This is a genomic window from Myroides sp. NP-2 (assembly GCF_014145665.1).
In the GTDB taxonomy this organism is placed as follows: domain Bacteria; phylum Bacteroidota; class Bacteroidia; order Flavobacteriales; family Flavobacteriaceae; genus Flavobacterium.
In genome coordinates this window covers 223,541-240,085 of record NZ_JACHTD010000002.1, presented here as the reverse complement: position 1 = coordinate 240,085, position 16,545 = coordinate 223,541, and the positions used below count along the sequence as shown (strand labels likewise).

General features: G+C 39.4%; 5 protein-coding genes. All 5 read left to right on the top strand.

All coding sequences use genetic code 11. The features are described from left to right. Positions 1-41 precede the first annotated feature (41 nt). The 5 genes from H4K35_RS03410 to H4K35_RS03390 all read left to right on the top strand — a co-directional run bounded on the left by H4K35_RS03410 (position 42) and on the right by H4K35_RS03390 (position 16,537). Positions 42-6,182 carry a fibronectin type III domain-containing protein gene (locus H4K35_RS03410; RefSeq protein WP_182625981.1) on the top strand — a complete coding sequence of 2,047 codons (6,141 nt, stop codon included), beginning with the start codon at positions 42-44 and terminating at the stop codon, positions 6,180-6,182. A gap of 66 nt (positions 6,183-6,248) precedes the next feature. Then, entirely contained in the window at positions 6,249-7,175 is a 927-nt protein-coding gene (locus H4K35_RS03405) for a type IX secretion system membrane protein PorP/SprF (RefSeq protein WP_182625980.1), read from the top strand. An 18-nt stretch (positions 7,176-7,193) separates the two neighbouring features. Further along, on the top strand, positions 7,194-9,107 hold the full coding sequence (locus tag H4K35_RS03400) for an OmpA family protein (protein WP_182625979.1): 1,914 nt from the start codon (positions 7,194-7,196) through the stop codon (positions 9,105-9,107). Positions 9,108-9,454: 347 nt separating this feature from the next. Next, entirely contained in the window at positions 9,455-15,544 is a 6,090-nt protein-coding gene (locus H4K35_RS03395; RefSeq protein WP_182625978.1) for a fibronectin type III domain-containing protein, read from the top strand. 66 nt (positions 15,545-15,610) lie between these two features. Continuing rightward, entirely contained in the window at positions 15,611-16,537 is a 927-nt protein-coding gene (locus H4K35_RS03390; RefSeq protein ID WP_182625977.1) for a type IX secretion system membrane protein PorP/SprF, read from the top strand. Positions 16,538-16,545 lie beyond the last annotated feature (8 nt).

The window sequence follows — 16,545 nt, the reverse complement described above, 5'->3', positions numbered from 1 at the left end:
AAACTTTATATTTGGTAGTAACTAACTTAAAACAGATTTGTATGAAGAAAATTACGATGCTCTTTTTGTTCTTGTTGAGCGCTATGCTTAGCTATGGACAAGAAGTGACCATAGGTGTTGGGACAATAAATCAAACGCATCCGTTGAGTAATTACTTTGGTTACCAACGCTCTGCTGCTTTGTATACAGCCGCAGAGATAGGACAAGGAGGATTTATCACCCAATTAGCTTGGAACGTCGGTAGGACAGGTGCAAACCGTCCTATAAAGATTTATCTAAAAGAAGTGGACGCAGCTACGTTGACTTCAGCCACTTGGGCTACTTTGATAAATGATGCTTTACCTGTATATAGCGGTGTATTTGAGGCTACTACTACAGGGTATAGAACGATTACTTTGGATCGAAGTTTTCACTATTCAGGAGGTACAAAAAACCTAGTTGTCTTGGTAGAGGCGAATTTTGGAGGCAGTGGTACTGACACTGTTTCTGGATTGGAAATTAAGGCGTCAAGTGCAACAAATATGCATTTGGGTGCAACAAGGGATTCCTCTGCTCCTGATGGGATGTTGAGCTTCCAAGGTAATAGACCAAATTTAAAAATCACATTTGGTACTGAGACAACGGGTTGTTTAAGCGCTGTACCTATAGTCAGTACTGTTGGTGTCACTAGTATGGAATTGGATGTGATTGGTGTAAATAGTACGGCCTTATCTGTTCAATATGAAGTGCGTACAGCAGGAGCAGCAGGTTCTGGTGCTACCGGACTCGTTACTTCTGGCACGGTTACCGATTTGACTACATTCCCTATTGAAATTTCGGATTTGACCGAAAACACAAACTATAGTGTATATGTGAAGGTGGTTTGTGATGCAGATACAGCATCGGATTTTTCTGAAGCTAGAACTTTTACAACGCGAGAAATAGGTGTAATTGGCGAAGGAACTCGAACGGAAACTTCATTCCCGCTGTACTCTTATAACTCTTATAACTACGCTCAAATGATCTATACGGCTGACGAGGTAGAGGGAGTTTTGGGAGCTAATAAGCTTATTGAACGCATCCGATTTTATTATACAGGAAACGGAACAACTTCTAACTATGATAGATGGACATTGTATATGTTGAATACTTCCGTTGGAGAGTTTACAGGAACTTCTGCTACGAACTGGATAGATCCTTCGTTATTTTCACAAGTCTTCCAAGGAACAGTTACGCTTGTTCGAAATGCATGGGTTGAAATAGAGTTGGATTCTCCTTTTGTCTGGAATGAAGGAAGCAATTTGGCCATTGCCTTGTACGAAAATGCACCAGGTTGGTCTAGTGGTGCTAGTTTTGGTGTTTATGGAACTACTAATTATAGAGGAATTAATCGCAACACGGATACGGAGTTTAGTCCAGACACAGGATTAGGCTCGCCTAGTGGAAGATATCAATATTTGCCTAAGATATATTTAGGGGGAATTGTTCCGCCTAGCTGTTATTTACCTTTGAATACAGCGGTAAGCAATATCGAAGCAGAAAGTGCACAATTGAATTGGGATATTATTGAGGATGGTGAATCCAATGGGATTGACTACTATATCTCAACGACCGATACGGCACCAACGGATACAACAACTCCTTCTGGAAGTTCTCTAACTGGCGATGATCGCTCTTTAGACTTAGAGGACTTAACTGAAAGTACAACCTATTATGTTTGGACCAGAAATATTTGTGAGGATGATTCAACAACAGCTTGGATCAGTAGACCTGTTGTGTTTACTACAGCATTAATACCAGCTACGCTTCCTTTTACGGAAAACTTTGAACAAGAAGGAAATTATGGCTTTGCCAATCACAATCTTAATAAATGGCATATCGGTACTGCCGTTAATAACGGAGGTACGTCTAGTTTATATATCAGTAATGACAATGGGGTAACGAATCAATATTCAACTTCGACCACTCAAGTATCTCATATTTACAAAGATTTTACTATTCCAGCAGATGCTGAAGAAGTTGAAGTGCAATTTGATTGGCGATCTGTTGGGGATAGCAGTGATGGATTTAGTGTATGGGTTGTACCTGTCAACTTTGTGCCAGTAGCAGGAAGTGAGATTACCACATCGGCGGATAGAGTTCGACTCGGTCGTACTATGTACAACCTAAATCAAGCTTTCATCACGGAGCGTATGGTGGTCAATGCGAGTGATTTTGCAGGACAAATGGTTCGTTTAGTGTTTCAATGGAAAAATAACGACTGGGCAGGAACGCAACCACCTGCAGCGATTGACAATTTGAAATTGCTATATTCGGCTTGTGTTCAACCGACAAATTTAGCTGTTGACACCCTTTCCAGTACTAGTATTGATGTTGAGTGGACAGCAGTTGAGGGCGTTTCAAATTACGAAGTAATAATTACAACTACTCCAACCGCTCCAGCTGATACAGCAGTAGGAACAACCGTGAGCACTACCTCACATACATTCGATAACTTAGCAAGTAATACAACGTATTATATTTGGGTGCGTTCAATTTGCTCTAGCACCAATAAAAGTTTATGGAGTAATTTACGTGAAACAACACCTCTTGTTCCTGTGAGTTTACCCTATGTGGATGATTTTGAAACAGATCAAGAGTACGGTATCGTCAATCATAATTTGAATAAATGGTTTATTGGTAATGCTGTAAATAATGGTGGTGAGAGAGCCCTATATATTAGTAATGATGAAGGGGTGAGCAATATCTATACAAATAATCAAATAGCACAATATTCCTATATTTTTAAGGACTTCACGATTCCTACCGGAGCAACAGATATTGAAATTACATTTGATTGGCGCTGTGTGGGAGAAAATTCATGGGATGTTTTTAGAGTTTGGATGGTTCCTACTACGCATATCCCTACTGCTGGGACTGCAATCACAGCCACAAATAGTGGAGGTGTACAAGTAGGAAGAAGCGTGTATAGTTTGAATCCTTCCTTTGAAGCGGAAAGAATCGTTGCGGATGCTTCTACCTATGCAGGGCAGACCATGCGTCTAGTCTTTGAATGGAAGAATGACACAAGTGGTGGGACTCAACCTCCAGCGGCAATAGACAATTTAAAACTGAAACAAATCACATGTCCGACTGTTGATCCTACAACGATCACCATCGGATCAATAACAAGAAATTCAGCAGTTGTTTCATGGACTGCGGTTGCAGGAATAAGCTCCTATGATGTTTATCACAATACAACGGGGATTCGTCCAGATGAAACAACTACGCCAACTGCTACAGTTAATGGAACAACTCATACCTTAAATAACTTAGAGGATGGTACACAGTTTTTTGTTTGGGTACGTTCTCATTGTAGTGCGACTGATACAGGCTATTGGGAAGGACCTATAGTGTTTGGAACAGATTTGGGCCCTGTTAATTTACCGTATTATGAGGATTTTAACGAGAATCCAAAATTTGGCTATGTGAACGACAGCAAGAATAAATGGTTTGTGGGTCAAGCTGATAATATTATTGGAGAAGCAATGTATATCAGTAAAGACAACGGAGTTTCTAACTCGTATGATGTAAATGGTGTACAAGTTTCACATATTTATAAAGACATTGTCTTCCCAGCAAATGCAACAGAAGTTTACACGATGAGCTTTAAATGGAGATCCGAAGGAGAAGGAACAGCACCTTATGCTTATGATTATTTCAAGGTCTGGTTAGTACCTACTACATACGTTCCTGTTGCCGGTGTACAGACAACTGCTGCCAATAGTGGCGGAGTTCAGTTAGGACAAGATATTTACAATCTAACGGCTTCTTTTACACCAGAGCGCATTGATTTTGATGCTACACCCTATGCGGGTCAGACTATGCGTGTTATTTTTGAGTGGAGACAAGATGGGGGTGGCGGTGCTCAACCACCTGCTGCAATTAAGAACTTGTATATCCAACATGTGGCTTGTGGAGATATTGAGGAAATTGTGATTGAGAAAATTGACAATACAGAAGATTTTCATATTTCATGGACACCTGCTGGTGACGAAACAAAATGGGAAGTTTTTATCCATGAAGTAGGTGAAAGAGATCCTTTATATGCTACTCAGGGTATTGTAGTAGAAGGAACCCCAGAGTATATATTTGAAGATGCTGTAGAAGAGGTGTTCTATCGTGTTTATGTTCGCGCTATTTGTTCTGATACTGAAAAAGGATTCTGGGTAGGACCACAAGAATTCTCTATTTTCTACCCTCCAGGATGTGCAAATATTAACGTTGAGGAACTCGATATTGAAATTGCTGATGATGGGAATTACTACCTTTGTACAGATGAACCTGTAACGCTAGATTTAAAAGCAAATTTCTACGATATCAAAGCTACCACGGAATATGAAGTTGAATCGATTGACTACGATCCTCCGTTCCCATTTGTGGGAGGTGCAGCTATTAGTTTGACAAGAGATGATTATTGGTCTGATATCATTGATCTTGGATTTGATTTTTGTTTTTTTGGCAATAGTTATGACAAAGTATTAATCGGTACTAATGGGATGCTGACATTCAGTATAGCTGGAGAAGTCGAAAATGGAAGATACCGACCGCTTGGTACTACGGGATATAGCTTTGATGATACGCATCAAATTCCAATAGATAGAGGCGGAAGCCCTCCTTATGTAAATTCAATTTTTGGAGTAATGCAAGATATGTATCCTAATAATTCTCCATCAGATTATTCTGTTAACTATCAGATTTTGGGAACCGCTCCATGTCGTGCGTTAGTATTTAATATGTATCACATGGGATTATTTGGCTCTAACTGTCCTTACAACCCATCTGATATTGAGGGAAGTACGCAAACAACGCAAGTTGTTTTATATGAAGGTACTAATATTATTGAAGTCTATGTAAAGAACAGAAAGGCATGTACTGGATTTAATAACGGAAGTGGTTTAATTGGTATTCAAAATGAAGATGGTACTCAAGGCTATGCCCCTCCAGGAAGAAATTCTGGACCATGGGATGCTCAAAATGAGGCTTGGCGCTTTGTGCCTAGTGGCCCATCAATTGCTACCTTCCAATGGTTAAAAGATGGAGAATTCTATTCTGATCAAACGGATATTAGCGTAACTATTGAGGAATCAGTTGTCTATACAGGAAAAATTAGTTATACCCATTGTAATGGTGAGGAATTAGAAATTAAAAAGAACTTTTCTTTCTTAAAAGAACCATTCGAATTAAGCACTCCTACAACATTGTATGATTGCGCTAAAAAACCAGGATCAGAGTATTTCTATAATTTAGATGAAATTATTCCTTCGGTATTACAAGGTCTAAATATAGAGGAATTTACGATTGAGTATTTTACTAGTAAAGCCGATTTAGATGCTGGTATTAATCCAATAGACCCCTCGTTTGTAACGAAGACTCCAGAAGATGAGATCATCTATATGAAGGTTACTAATAAGCTGACCAAATGTCCGAAAGATACCTCATTTAGGCTAGGTAAAAATGAGCAATTAGGGGCAACTCAAATAGAGCCTATTTTTATTTGTAAAGAAGTTGTTTTACCTAAATTAGCGGATGGAGAAGCATACTATACAGATCCATACGGGGCGGGAACCAAATACGAAGCAGGTGCACTGTATAATGTCGTAGGAATGAACACCTTGTATGTTTATCGTGAGGATGAAAATGGATGCTATGGACAATCGGAATTCACAATTGAGATTTTGCCAGAGGTATTCTCTCCTGTTTTTGAAGATCAAGTATTTAGCTGTGAAGCCTACAAATTGCCACCATTACCTGCGGGAAGTAAGTATTACACCTTGCCAAATGAAGGCGGTATTGAGTTGCCAGTAGATTATGAAGTAATTGTTCCAATGACGATTTATATTGTAACAAGAAACGGTAATAAAGAGGTTTATTGTTATGATGAGACAAGTTTTACAGTAGATTTTGAAGAGTGTCCAATTCCTAAAGGATTTTCACCTAATGGCGATGGTATCAACGATACCTTTGATTTAAGTAATCACGGTGTTGCTAAACTCCAGATCTTTAACCGAAATGGAGTAGAGGTTTACAGTCATGGATTAGGATATAAAACACAATGGGCAGGTCAAAACAATTCTGGTAAATTGCTTCCAGCAGGAACCTACTATTATGTAGTTGTTACGCATGGAAATATGAGAACAGGTTGGGTACAACTTAATTATTAATAAAACCACCAACTGTGTGAAAATTCACACAGTTGGTTCAATTCTTTGTAAAAAATTAAATCGTATATGAGAAAAATATATTTAACACTAGGTTTACTGAGTCTGCTTAGTTGCCTAGAGACAAAGGCCCAACAAAACCCACAGTACACCCAATACATGTACAATATGAGTGTTGTTAACCCTGCTTATGCTGGTTCTAAGGATGCTGTTTCTATGGGAGCCTTATACCGCAAACAATGGGCTGGATTTAAAGGAGCTCCAGAAACGGGCACATTCTTTATCAACAGCCGAGTTGGTAAGAAAGTTGGGGTTGGATTGTCTTTTATCAATGACCGCATTGGCCCTGTTACTGAGAACAACCTCTATGGAGATTTCTCTTATACCTTGGAGTTAGGTGGCGTACACAAGTTGGCCTTGGGTATTAAAGCAGGTGCTACGTTTCACAGTGCGAACTTGTTTTCTGAGGTTGGTGATGGTTATACGATTGATCCCAATGACCCAGCCTTCGGTGCAGATAGTAAATCAACGCTTTTTAACGCAGGTATCGGAGCTTACTACTATACTGATAAATACTACATTGGTTTAGGAGTTCCCAACTTGATCAAAGAGTATTACCTGAATTACGATGGAAAAGACTTCGGTCAACGCGAGATCCATATGTTCTTAAATGGAGGTTATGTATTTGATTTAGATCAAGACTGGAAATTGAAACCTTCAACTATGATCAAATACGCACTTAATTCCCCTGTATCGTTCGACGTGAATATGAATGTGATGTATATGGATAAAATCGAGGCGGGTATTAGTTACCGCTTAGATGATGCCGTTGGCGGTATGATCAACTACCGAGTTACGCCTCAGTTGCGCGTAGGTTATGCTTATGATTACGTGACGTCAGACATCAATAAAGTAGCAAAAGGATCCCATGAGTTCATGGTGTTGTATGACATTTTCTTGTCTAAGAAAGTTTCTAGTTCATCCCGTTATTTCTAATTGATTAAAAAACACACAATGAAAATAAGAAAGGTTTATTTAAGTCTGTTATTGGGTGGATTATTATCCACGCAAAGTCTAAGTGCTCAAGAGCCTATCAAACCACCTTTAGAGATTGCCAATGAACACTACAACCGCTACGAGTTTGTCGAGGCGGCAAAGGTGTATCAGAAGTTGATCCGCGGTGCCAAGACAGATAATTATATTTATTTACAACTAGCAGACTGCTATTACAACATTTTCAATACTGTTGAAGCGGCCAAATACTACGGGAAAGCCTTGGAGAAGGATCCTAGTTTAGATTCGGAGTTGTACTATCGTTACGCACAGATGCTCAAGGCTAGCGGACGCTATGAGTCGTCCAATGCTGCGATGAAGAAATTCGCTGAGCGCAACCCCGAGGATCAACGGGCTATTGCATTTTTACGCGAACCGGATTACATTCCAAGATTGCGCGAGCAAGAGGAGTTGTTTACCTATGAAGAGTCAGGGATCAACGACCGTCAGGGCAATGATTTTGGTGCCTTTTTAACCGTTGGGGACACGCTTTACTTTGCGTCTACTCGTGCAGGGAACAACTCAAAAAAGAAATACGGCTGGGACAACCAAGGGTATTTAGACATCTACCAAGCGAAATACAAAAACGCAGATGATCCCTTGTACGATGTAGAACCGGTTTCAGAATTGAATACGAAATACCACGATGGTCCGTCTACGGTAACTGGGGATGGTCATACGATGTACTTTGCAACGGAGAGTTTCCGCGCAGGTAAGTTTGTTAAGAACAAAGCAAAATTGGTTAAGCTAGGAAAAGTAAGTGTTTTCCGTGCGACTAAGAAAAAAGATAAGTGGACCGATTTCGAGCCAGTTCCCTTCAATGGGAGTGATTACTCGGTTAGTAATCCTAGTGTGAGTAAGGACGGTCGTACGCTTTACTTTTCTTCCGACATGCCAGGTACGATGGGTAGCACAGATATATGGAAAGTAGATATTGATTCGGAAGGCAACTACGGGACTCCAATTAATATGGGCAGTCAGATCAACACAGAAGGACGAGAGTCTTTCCCCTTTATTTCAGAGGATGGCAAGTTGTACTTTGCCTCGGATTCCCGCAAGGGCTTTGGCGGTCTAGATGTTTATGTTGTAGACTTAGCCATTCCTCAGGCAGAGCCTAAGAACTTAGGCTCTCCTATTAACACGGCAAAAGACGATTTTGCCTTTTCGTTTTACCCAGGCAAAAACATCGGTTTCTTTTCAACCAACCGCGTTGGTCGCGATGATATCTACAAGGCAAAACCTGTTTGTAATACAGAGATGTATGTAACGGTTACCCACAAAGATACAGGTAAGATCCTCGAGGGTGCCCGTGTAGACATTTTTGATGACCGCAAGAACTTGATAGAAACCAAGTTTACAGATCGTCGCGGTATCGTGGAATACGTGGTTGACTGCGATAAGTTTTACCACTTACAGGTTGACAAAGAGGACTTCGAAGGCAAGTCTATCGAAGTTCCGTTGAACCGCAAAGGAGGACGTCAGCTAGTGAATGTTGCTTTGCGTCCGATTGAGGTGATCGTCACAAAAGACGAAATCATCTTAGGGGATATTTACTTCGAGTTTGACCGTTCGAACATCACCCAACAAGGGGCTTTCGAGTTGGATAAGTTAGTGAAGGTAATGAAGCGCAACCCACAGATGCGCATCAAAGTAGGCGCTCATACGGACAACCGCGGAAGTGCAACCTACAACCAGAAGCTATCGGAGAATCGAGCGAAGACCACCGTTCAATACGTGTTGTCAAAAGGCATAGAGCCTTATCGCCTAGAATCCCAAGGATATGGCGCTAGTCAGCCGAAAATCGATTGTAAATCAAACTGTTCCGAAGAGGATCACGCGATCAATAGACGCAGTGAATTCGTCATTCTTAAATAGTTAAAGTAGTAAGTTTAGTATAGTTAGAAAAGTCCTCACCCTGTTATGGGGTGGGGATTTTTTGTTTTTTCAATATAGGAACTGAATAATTAACATTATTTTTTCAGAATCATGTGAATTTGTGAAAAAAAGTATATTGTAGGTTATTTTGGTTTTATTATTATTAATAATATTTATTTAACTTAATAAATAATGAATTGCGAAATTATTTTTTTATAGTATTGAATGTATGATAATATATGTTGAGGTTTAGTGACAGTTGAGCATGAGCAAGACTATTTGTTTTGTTAATCTTTGTATAAAAAATATTTTATATTTGAGCCTAACTAACTTAAAACTTAATACGTATGAAAAGAATTACAGTGCTGTTTTTCTTCTTGCTAAGTATTTTTTATACTTATGGACAAGAGGTTACGATTGGCACAGGTACGAGAAGCGATAGGAACCCAATGGGGGCTCTTTATGGCTTCGAACGATCAGCTGCATTGTATACCGCAGCTGAAATTAATCAAGTAGGTTTTATCAATAAATTAGCTTGGGATATCGGAAGCGTAAAGCAAGAGAGACCCATTAAAATTTATTTAAAGGAAGTAGACAATGCGACTTTAGTTGCCAATAATTGGAACAGCTTTATTGCGGATGCTACCTTAGTTTATGAGGGTATTGCTCGTCCTGTAACTACAGGTTATTATACTATTGCTTTTTTGAATTCTTTCAACTACTCAGATGGAACAAAGAATTTATTAGTTTTGGTTGAAACCAATTACGGGGGAAGTGGTGGTGGAAGCTCTTTTGATATTAAAGCAACAGAAGCTACCAATATGCACTTTACAAAAGGGAAGGATAATACTGCACCTACAGAAGATTTAAGTGCCGTAACTTCAAGGCCAAATTTGAAAATTACGTTTGGTAATCAAATAACATGTCCTCAGGTTACTGGAACGATTCAAGGAATTTCCTCAACAAGTGTGAATTTTACTATTTCAGATCAACCAACTACAGAATCAATTGAGTATGAGGTTAGAACTTCTGGCGAACCTGGATCTGGTGCAACTGGATTAGCTGTTTCCGGAACTTTAACGGATATCAGCACCCAGCCTTTAGTTATTGACGGATTAACAGAAAGTACCAGCTATAGCTTATATCTTCGCGCTAATTGCGGAGCAGAGGGGACTTCATTTTACACTTATGCTGGTCAATTCACTACTTCACAAGTGCCTGCAACATTACCGTTTAATGAAAATTTTGAAGGTAGTGTCAATTGGCAAATGGGAACAGGCTCTACCAATAAATGGTTTATAGGTGATGTTGTGAATAACGGTGGCACAAAGGCATTGTATATTAGTAAAGATGAAGGGGTTAGTTATGAATATGATAGAAGTGCGTCTAGTGTTACACATGCCTATCGTGACTTAGCTATTCCAGCAAACACTGATGAGCTATCAATTGGTTTTGATTGGAAGGCTGTTGGAGAGGGAAGCTCAACACAATACGATTATTTTAGAGTTTGGATCGTTCCATCTACTTATACGCCTGTAACTAATACACAGATTACTGCGGCTCCAAATCGAATGCAATTAGGGGGGAATTATAACTTGACTCCTGAATTTACTAGAGCAACTATTGAACAAAATATAGCTGCGTTTGCAGGTCAAAATGTGCGTTTAGTATTTGAATGGAGAAATGATGGAAGTGGTGGAGATCAACCACCTGCAGCAATCGATAATATAGAAGTAAAACAAGTTCTGTGTAGTCTACCAAGTAATTTGATCGTGGATGCACTGACAAAAAATTCAATTAAAGTGAGTTGGGGAGAAATAGCAAACGCATCTAGTTATGATGTGTTCCTAAGCACAGATGCAACCCAACCGGATGAGTCAGCAACTGTTGTCAATGTAACAGCTGCAACACACACATTTACTAACTTAGAACCCAATACAATTTATTACATATGGGTGCGCTCTAGATGTTCTGACAATGCAGAGAGTACATGGACAACGGCTTTAGAAGCACGTACACCTTTAGTACCGAAAGCACTACCTTATGCTGAAGATTTTGAAGGAGATATCTCCTTTGGATATATAAATGATACAACCAATAAATGGGTTGTTGGTACGGCGGTAAATAACGGCGGAACAAATGCCTTATACATTAGTAATGATGATGGGGTAACTAACGAATATACGGTATCAGGCGCACAAGTCTCTCATGTATTTCAAGATTTTGAAATACCGCAAGATGTCAATGAACTTAGCATACGATTTGATTGGCGTTGTGTGGGAGAAACAGTTAGTTTTGATAGATTTAAAGTGTGGGCAGTTCCTGTAGACTTTTTGCCGATTGCAGGTACTCAAATTACCGCAGATGCAGGACGAATCCAACTAGGAAGAGAAAATTACAATGGAAATAATGCATTCTTAGCTGAAAACTTAATTGTAGATGCTACCTCATTTGCTGGTCAAACCATGCGTCTAGTTTTTGAATGGAGACAAGATAGTAGTGGAGGAACGCAACCTCCTGCAGCTATTGACAATTTGAATGTTGAAGTAATTACCTGTAGTCAACCTTCAAACTTGGTACTAGAGGGAGTAACGTCAAATAACTTAACAGCGAGTTGGGGTGCAATTGCTAGCGCTGCAAGTTATGAGGTGTATATCGGTACAGATGCAACACCACCAGGTGCTACTGTAACCACGGTAAATGTGACGGGTACAACACATATATTTGAAGGGTTACAACCCAATACAACTTATTATGTCTGGGTACGTACGAAATGTTCTGCTACTGAGGTTAGTTTATGGACGGGACCTCTACAAGCTAGGACCTCTTTAGTTCCCGTAGGATTACCCTATGAAGATGATTTTGAAACAGACCAGCCTTACGCTATGGTCAATGACAACTTGAACAAGTGGTTTATTGGTAATGCCGTAAACAATGGTGGTGATAAAGCCCTATATATTACAAGTGATGATGGTGTAACCAATGCTTATATCAAAGATGATATTTCGCAGGTATCCCAAATTTATAAAGATTTTACGATTCCTGCTGGAGCAACAGATATTGAAATTACATTTGATTGGCGCTGCGTTGGAGAAAGTAGTTTTGACTATTTTAGAGTTTGGGCGGTACCGACAACGTATTTCCCTACCGCTAACGTGTTAACTACTGCAACGAATAGTTCAGGGGTTCAATTAGGCAGAACGAATTTTAGTCAAAATGATAGCTTCCTAAACGAGAGACTTGTCTTTGATGCTACTGCTTATGCCGGACAAACGTTACGCTTGCTTTTTGAATGGAGAAATGACGCAAGTGGTGGGACTCAACCACCAGCTGCTATTGACAATTTAAAACTGAAACAAATTACATGTCCGACTGTTGATCCTACAACGATTACTATCGGATCAATAACTAGAAATTCAGCAGTCGTTTCATGGACTGCAGTTACAGGAATAAGCTCCTATGATGTTTATCACAATACAACGGGGGTTCGTCCAGACGAAACAACTACGCCAACTGCTACAGTTAATGGAACAACTCATACTCTAAATAATCTAGCGGATGGTACACAGTTCTTTGTTTGGGTACGCTCACACTGTAGTGCAACAGATACAGGCTATTGGGAAGGACCTATCTCATTCTCAACAGACTTAATTCCTGTGGATCTGCCTTATTTCGAGGACTTTAACGATAATCCGAAATTTGGCTATGTGAACGACAGCAAGAATAAATGGGTTGTTGGTCAAGCCAATAATATTGCTGGAGAAGCGATGTATATTAGTAAAGACAATGGAGTTTCTAATTCGTATGAGGTAAGTGGCGCACAAGTTTCACATATTTATAAAGACATTATCTTCCCAGCAAATGCAACAGAGGTTTACACGATGAGCTTTAATTGGAGAGCAGTAGGAGAAAGTACATATGACTATTTCAGAGTATGGTTAGTCCCTACTACATACGTTCCTGTAGCTGGTGTACAGACAACAGCTGCCAATAGTGGCGGGGTTCAGTTAGGACAAAATATCTACAACCTAACGCCTGCTTTCACACCTGAGCGAATTGATTTTGATGCTACACCCTATGCAGGTCAGACTATGCGTGTTATTTTTGAGTGGAGACAAGATGGGGGTGGCGGTGCTCAACCACCTGCTGCAATTAAGAACTTGTATATCCAACATGTGGCTTGTGGAGATATTGAGGAAATTGTGATTGAGAAAATTGACAATACAGAAGATTTTCATATTTCATGGACACCTGCTGGTGACGAAACAAAATGGGAAATTTTTATTGTTGAAATAGGCGAAAGTGATCCTTTATATACTACTCAAGGTATTGTAGTAGAAGGAACCCCAGAGTATATATTTGAAGATGCTGTAGAAGAAGTATTCTATCGTGTATATGTTCGTGCTATTTGTTCTGATACTGAAAAAGGATTCTGGGTTGGTCCTGAACAGTTTTCTGTTTTCTACCCTCCAGGATGTGCAAATATTGACGTTGAGGAACTCGATATTGAAATTGCTGATGATGGGAATTACTACCTTTGTACAGATGAACCTGTAACGCTAGATTTAAAAGCAAATTTCTACGATATCAGAGCTACCACAGAATATGAAGTTGAATCGATTGACTACGATCCTCCGTTCCCATTTGTGGGAGGAGATGCTATTAGTTTGACAAGAGATGATTATTGGTCTGATATCATTGATCTTGGATTTGATTTTTGTTTTTTTGGCAATAGTTATGACAAAGTATTAATTGGTACTAATGGAATGCTGACATTCAGTATCGCTGGAGAAGTCGATAATGGAAGATACCAACCCCTTGCTCCTACAGGATATCTCTTTAATGACACGCATCAAATTCCAATGGATAGAGGTGGAACAACAAGCCCTCCTTATGTAAATTCAATTTTTGGAGTAATGCAAGATATGTATCCTGATAATTCTCCATCAGATTATTCTGTTAACTATCAGATTTTGGGAACCGCTCCATGTCGTGCGTTAGTATTTAATATGTATCACATGGGATTATTTGGCTCTGACTGTCCTTACGACCCATCTGATATTGAGGGAAGTACGCAAACAACGCAAGTTGTTTTATATGAGGGTACTAATATTATTGAAGTCTATGTAAAGAACAGAAAGGCATGTACCGGATTTAATAACGGAAGTGGTTTAATTGGTATTCAAAATGAAGATGGTACCCAAGGCTATGCCCCTCCAGGAAGAAATTCTGGACCATGGGATGCTCAAAATGAGGCTTGGCGCTTTGTGCCTAGTGGCCCATCAATTGCTACCTTCCAATGGTTAAAAGATGGAGTATTCTATTCTGATCAAACGGATATTAGCGTAACTATTGAGGAGTCAGTTGTCTATACAGGAAAAATTAGTTATACCCATTGTAATGGTGAGGAATTAGAAATTAAAAAGAACTTTTCTTTCTTAAAAGAGCCATTTAACCTTTCAACGCCTCAAACATTATACGACTGCGCTAAAAAACCAGGATCAGAGTACGTATATAACTTGGACGATAATATTCCTGTGGTGTTACAAGGTCTAAATATTGAGGAATTTACAGTTGAATATTTTACTAGTAAAGCCGATTTAGATGCAGGTATTAATTCAATAGACCCTTCGTTTGTAACTGAGAATCCAGAAGGTGTGATCATTTATATGAAGGTTACTAATAAGCTGACCAAATGTCCGAAAGATACCTCATTTAGGCTAGGTAAGAATGAGCAATTAGGGGCAACCCAAATAGAGCCTATTTTTATTTGTAAAGAAGTTGTTTTACCTAAATTAGCGGATGGAGAAGCGTACTACACAGATCCATACGGAGCGGGAACCAAATACGAAGCAGGTGCACTGTATAATGTCGTAGGAAAGAACACCTTGTATGTTTATCGTGAGGATGAAAATGGATGCTATGGACAATCGGAATTCACAATTGAGATTTTGCCAGAGGTATTCTCTCCTGTTTTTGAAGATCAAGTATTTAGCTGTGAAGCCTACAAATTGCCACCATTACCTGCGGGAAGTAAGTATTACACCTTGCCAAATGAAGGCGGTATTGAGTTGCCAGTAGATTATGAAGTAATTGTTCCAATGACGATTTATATTGTAACAAGAAACGGAAATAAAGAGGTTTATTGTTATGATGAAACAAGCTTTACAGTAGATTTTGAAGAGTGTCCAATTCCTAAAGGATTTTCACCTAATGGCGATGGTATCAATGATACATTTGATTTAAGTAATCACGGTGTTGCCAAGCTTCAAATCTTTAACCGAAATGGAGTAGAGGTTTACAGTCATGGATTAGGATATAAAACACAATGGGCAGGTCAGAATAATTCTGGTAAATTGCTTCCAGCAGGAACCTACTTCTATGTAGTTGTTACGCATGGAAATACGAGAACAGGTTGGGTACAACTTAATTATTAATAAAACCACCAACTGTGTGAAAATTCACACAGTTGGTTCAATTCTTTGTAAAAAATTAAATCGTATATGAGAAAAATATATTTAACACTAGGTTTACTGAGTCTGCTTAGTTGCCTAGAGACAAAGGCCCAACAAAACCCACAGTACACCCAATACATGTACAATATGAGTGTTGTTAACCCTGCTTATGCTGGTTCTAAGGATGCTGTTTCTATGGGAGCCTTATACCGCAAACAATGGGCTGGATTTAAAGGAGCTCCTGAAACGGGCACATTCTTTATCCACAGCCGAGTTGGTAAGAAAGTTGGGGTTGGATTGTCTTTTATCAATGACCGCATCGGGCCTGTTACTGAGAACAACCTCTATGGAGATTTCTCTTATACCTTGGATTTAGGTGGCGTACACAAATTGGCCTTGGGTATTAAAGCAGGTGCTACGTTTCACAGTGCGAACTTGTTTTCTGAGGTTGGTGATGGTTATACGATTGATCCCAATGACCCAGCTTTTGGCGCAGATAGTAAATCAACGCTTTTTAACGCAGGTATCGGAGCCTACTACTATACTGATAAATACTACATTGGTTTAGGAGTTCCCAACTTGATCAAAGAGTACTACCTGAATTACGATGGGAAAGACTTCGGTCAACGCGAGATCCATATGTTCTTAAATGGAGGTTATGTATTTGATTTAGATCAAGATTGGAAATTGAAACCTTCAACTATGATCAAATACGCACTTAATTCCCCTGTCTCGTTTGACGTGAATATGAATGTGATGTATATGGATAAAATCGAGGCGGGTATAAGTTACCGCTTAGACGACGCTGTTGGCGGGATGATCAACTACCGAGTTACGCCTCAGTTGCGCGTAGGTTATGCTTATGATTACGTGACGTCAGACATCAATAAAGTAGCAAAAGGATCCCATGAGTTCATGGTGTTGTATGACATTTTCTTGTCTAAGAAAGTTTCTAGTTCATCCCGTTATTTCTAATTGATTAA

Excerpts from the sequence above, each read along its gene's own strand:
- H4K35_RS03410 (WP_182625981.1), top strand. The coding sequence starts at position 42 with ATGAAGAAAATTACGATGCTCTTTTTGTTCTTGTTGAGCGCTATGCTT.
- H4K35_RS03405 (WP_182625980.1), top strand. The coding sequence starts at position 6,249 with ATGAGAAAAATATATTTAACACTAGGTTTACTGAGTCTGCTTAGTTGC.
- H4K35_RS03400 (WP_182625979.1), top strand. The coding sequence starts at position 7,194 with ATGAAAATAAGAAAGGTTTATTTAAGTCTGTTATTGGGTGGATTATTA.
- H4K35_RS03395 (WP_182625978.1), top strand. The coding sequence starts at position 9,455 with ATGAAAAGAATTACAGTGCTGTTTTTCTTCTTGCTAAGTATTTTTTAT.
- H4K35_RS03390 (WP_182625977.1), top strand. The coding sequence starts at position 15,611 with ATGAGAAAAATATATTTAACACTAGGTTTACTGAGTCTGCTTAGTTGC.